Origin of the sequence: Flavobacterium sp. (assembly GCF_043779715.1) — a bacterium.
Taxonomy (GTDB): Bacteria; Bacteroidota; Bacteroidia; order Flavobacteriales; family Flavobacteriaceae; genus Flavobacterium.
On the sequence record NZ_JAYWDT010000130.1, the window covers coordinates 1 to 3,534 of the forward strand.

Sequence of the window (3,534 nt, forward strand, 5' to 3'; positions counted from 1 at the left end):
ATCACGGGACTTATAAAAGATTATAAATTTATAAAAAGTATGGATTTTTTTATTATTCGCATTTCTATATTGAAGTCCCAAATCGTTCGTTTAGTTTAGCAAAAAAATAGGAGGCATTTGTAATTCCAACATTTTCTGCAATTTCTTTTTTAGTAGCATACGGATTTTCCATTTGCAATACTTTTGCTTTTTGAAATCGAGCTTCCATTATGAGTTCTTGTGTTGTCTGTCCTAAAACTGCTTTGATTTTCCGATTTAATGTGCTCTTGGATATGTTTAAATGAAGTGCAATATCTTCAACACCAAACGTTGGTGAATGTAACTGTTTGTAAATAAGTTCGTTCAACTCTATATTAAATTTATTAGCAAAAATGGTCAAACTTTCTTTTTCTTCTGTAGCCAAAGTCGTTTCAAAAGAGTTTATAATGTCTAATGATTGCAACGATTTTTTTATCATTAAGTGTAATTCTTCTTCCAAAAAAGGTTTGTTCAAATAGCCATCTATTCCCAATCGAAGCATTTTAAGTTTTCCTTCTTGATCGCTTCTAGCAGTTAGTACAATTATAGGAGTTTTTAGTTCTTGCTCTTTTATTTTCAAAACCAATTCTTCTCCATCTAAAACAGGCATCATATAATCGGTAATAATAATATCAAACGACTGCTGTTGCAGGATTTCTATTGCCTCTTGACCGTTTTCGGCTTCGGTAATTTGGTAGTTTTCTAAAACTTCTTTCAAATAATTTCGCATTTGTTCGTTGTCTTCAACAATCAAAACTGACCTTTTGGAATTTTTAGATGTATTAGAATGAACTTTTAGAAGATCAATCCTAACACCATTGGCACTCATTTTAGTTGCAACAGCTCCATATTCAATAGCTTTTTTAGGAATAGTAATTGCAAATATGGTTTCCTTATTTGGGATACTCGACAAAGAGATGTCAAATTGGTGTGCTGCTACAATACTTTGCGTAAAGGACAAACCTATACCACTTCCCTGACTTTTAGTAATATCATTTTTGGATTGAAAGAAACGTTCAAAAACTTTGTCTAAATCGTATTCTGGAATTCCAATTCCGGTATCTTTAATTTTAATAATCAAATCGTTTTCCAATGAAACGATGATTTCTACAATTCCTTTTTTAGGTGTAAATTTTAACGCATTGGATAGCAAGTTATTTATGGATTTAGACATCAAATCTTCATCCATAAAAACTGCAATTTCAGGTATGTCCATTCTTAAATTAAACTGAATGTCCTTTTTTTGAAAAAGTTCTTTAAATTCGGAATGATGTTTTTCTAAAAACGGATGCAATGCAACTTTTGCACAAGTAATAGTAAATTCATTGGAGTCGATTTTACTCAAATCGATAATATTATTTATAATATTTTGAATTTGAGAAACTTGATTGTTAATATTGTTTATTTTTTCTTGATTTTCTTCTATCGACTTTTTTAAATTAATTCTAGACGCATTACCTTGAATTAAGGTTAGCGGTGTTCTAATTTCGTGTGAAAAATTCACAAAAAAATGCGATTTGAATTCATTTAGTTTATCCAATTTGTTTCTTTGATCTTCCAAAACAATTTTATCTGCAATCACTTTATCTCGCTCTACTTCCAATAGATTTTCAATTTTTTTATTTTGCTCTTTAAAATAATTAGTCAAAATATAAAACAAAATGAATAAGCAAATTAAAGCTGGGCTATAAAAATTAATGGTTGAATAATGTTTGAAAAAAGAATTTGGGATAGCGAAACATAAAAGAGCAACAGTAAAAATGCTATAATTTATTTTCTTATTATCGGTTAGCACCAAGATTACAGCTGGCGCTAAAATTAAGTAAAATTCTAGCAATTGTCCTTTTTTGAGGAAATTTCCAAAAACAAAACTATTAACAATGAGCATCATAGCAAACATAAATCGCCCAGTTTCATACTTTCCTTTGGTGTGCAAGTATTGAGCCAAAACAATAACCATCAATTGTAAAAAATGAGCCACAACATTCAGATAAAGAATAGGAGTCTTCATTAAATAATTAAACAATAAAATAATTGCCGTAACATACCAACAATAGCAGAATGTATTGAAAAGCTTGATTCTTTTAGTTTCAGAATTTGATTGAATAGTGTTCTTGATTCCTATTGACACTAAAGAGTCATACTTGCTTTTATTCATTTTTATTAATTTCAAAAAATGGATTTGAGTTTTAATCAAAAATATACTTTTTATTTGAGAAATATCAATTTTGATGCAAAAGGAAGTTATTTGAATCGAATAGTCATTTTTTGAGTTGAATGATTTTTTTTTGATTCATATAGCATTTCAAAACACTGCAATTTTGCTCTATAACATTAAAACAAAAAATCATGAAAACAAAACTATTATTTTTAGTTATTTTATTCTCTTTAAAAGCATTAGCACAAGTACCTACCGCTAATTTAGACAGTGAGTATCAATTTACAGGAGGATCATTAAACGACACTTATGGTACAGCCGAAAATTTGACCCGAACAGGAAGTGCTGCAACTTTTACGACAGATAGATTTGGAGCAACATCTGATGCTATAAATTTAGCGGGCGACAATTTGAGTCGTGTTCCAGTACAATCGACAACAAGTCTTAGCATGAGTTTTTGGGTAAAAAGTGCTACAAGCGACGCTAATTTTAGAACTATTATGGAACAATCGCAACGAGTTAATACTTCAAATGACTCATCTTCGAGAGGTTGGTATGTTTATTTACGAAACGGAATTGTTAGCTTATCTTGTAACTATTTATGGAGATGGACTGCAAATGGAGGACTAAATACCTACACAGGTCATTCAAGTTGGTGGGATTGCTCTTCAAGCACGAATATTGCTGATAACAATTGGCATCATGTGGCAATAACTATAACCGGAAGAAGCTATTACAATTATGCAGGGGCACCAAACTGGGCATTTGAAAATGTGTATAAAATTTATGTTGACAATGTGCTTAAAAATACGATAACACGAACTTATAATGCAACTACCGCTACGGGTGGAAATAGCACTAGTTCCCCTGATTTTTTACCAAATAATAACCTAATAATTGGAAATAACAGTTTTGGAAACTTAGCTTCAGCCAATAGATATATGGATCAAATAGATGATATTCGATTTTATAAAACTACATTAACTCCTGCAAACGTAACGAGTTTATTTACCGAAGCCACATTAAGCACTACCGATTTTAATGAGTTTTCTGATTTTTCTATCTATCCAAATCCAAGTAATAGCATTGTAAATATAGCCAGTCAAGAAGTCATCGAAACCATCGAAGTATTTACATTAGATGGAAGAAAAATAAAATCTTGCAATGCTGCACAAATTGACATTTCGGATTTATCAAATGGAATGTATCTAATGCAAGTAAAAACCGCTGAAGGAAAATTGGGAATCAAAAAAATAATTAAAAATTAGAGTTTACCATTAAAACCTATATTTTCAATATTTTTTTGAAAAGTATAGGTTTTTTATTAAGAATAATATTAGAATTTGAAGAAGTATTTA

The 3,534-nt window shown here is 30.1% G+C and carries 2 protein-coding genes; one reads left to right on the forward strand and one right to left on the reverse strand.

Annotated features, from left to right (window positions below; all coding sequences use genetic code 11):
- Positions 1-64 precede the first annotated feature (64 nt).
- The gene (locus ACH2BG_RS06540; RefSeq protein ID WP_395046906.1) at positions 65-2,176 is read right to left on the reverse strand and encodes a response regulator; all 2,112 of its coding nucleotides are present in this window, start codon (positions 2,174-2,176) and stop codon (positions 65-67) included.
- 191 nt (positions 2,177-2,367) lie between these two features.
- Between ACH2BG_RS06540 and ACH2BG_RS06545 the strand changes: the two genes are divergently transcribed.
- On the forward strand, positions 2,368-3,444 hold the full coding sequence (locus ACH2BG_RS06545; RefSeq protein WP_395046907.1) for a T9SS type A sorting domain-containing protein: 1,077 nt from the start codon (positions 2,368-2,370) through the stop codon (positions 3,442-3,444).
- Positions 3,445-3,534: the final 90 nt, after the last annotated feature.